Here is a 263-nt window from a genome sequence, read left to right as displayed (position 1 = left end):
CGCCTGTTGAATGAGTTCGGTGAAGATCCGGCCATTTTTTCGCAACTCCTGGCTCAATTCAGCGCATTCATCAACGAAGAGCGCCAGCGCAGTGAGTTGCTGGAACGGCACACCCGTTAGGTCGAGGACGGCCGTCTGCGTACTGATGTGGCCCGCCAGCGTGTGGCCCAGGTGCTCAACCGACGATTGCTGGGCAAAGCCTTGCCGCCGTTCGTGGTGCAATTCGTGCAACACACCTGGAGCCAGGTACTGCTGCTGGCCCA

At 59.7% G+C, this 263-nt stretch carries 1 pseudogene; it reads left to right on the top strand.

The features are described from left to right. Positions 1–6 precede the first annotated feature (6 nt). Positions 7–263: pseudogene (locus tag AC0L2F_RS35865) on the top strand (DUF1631 family protein); the annotation flags it as partial.

This window comes from Bradyrhizobium sp. Ken64, assembly GCF_055807555.1.
Note: the sequence above shows the minus strand (reverse complement) of the source record. Positions and strands in the feature narration are given on the sequence as shown.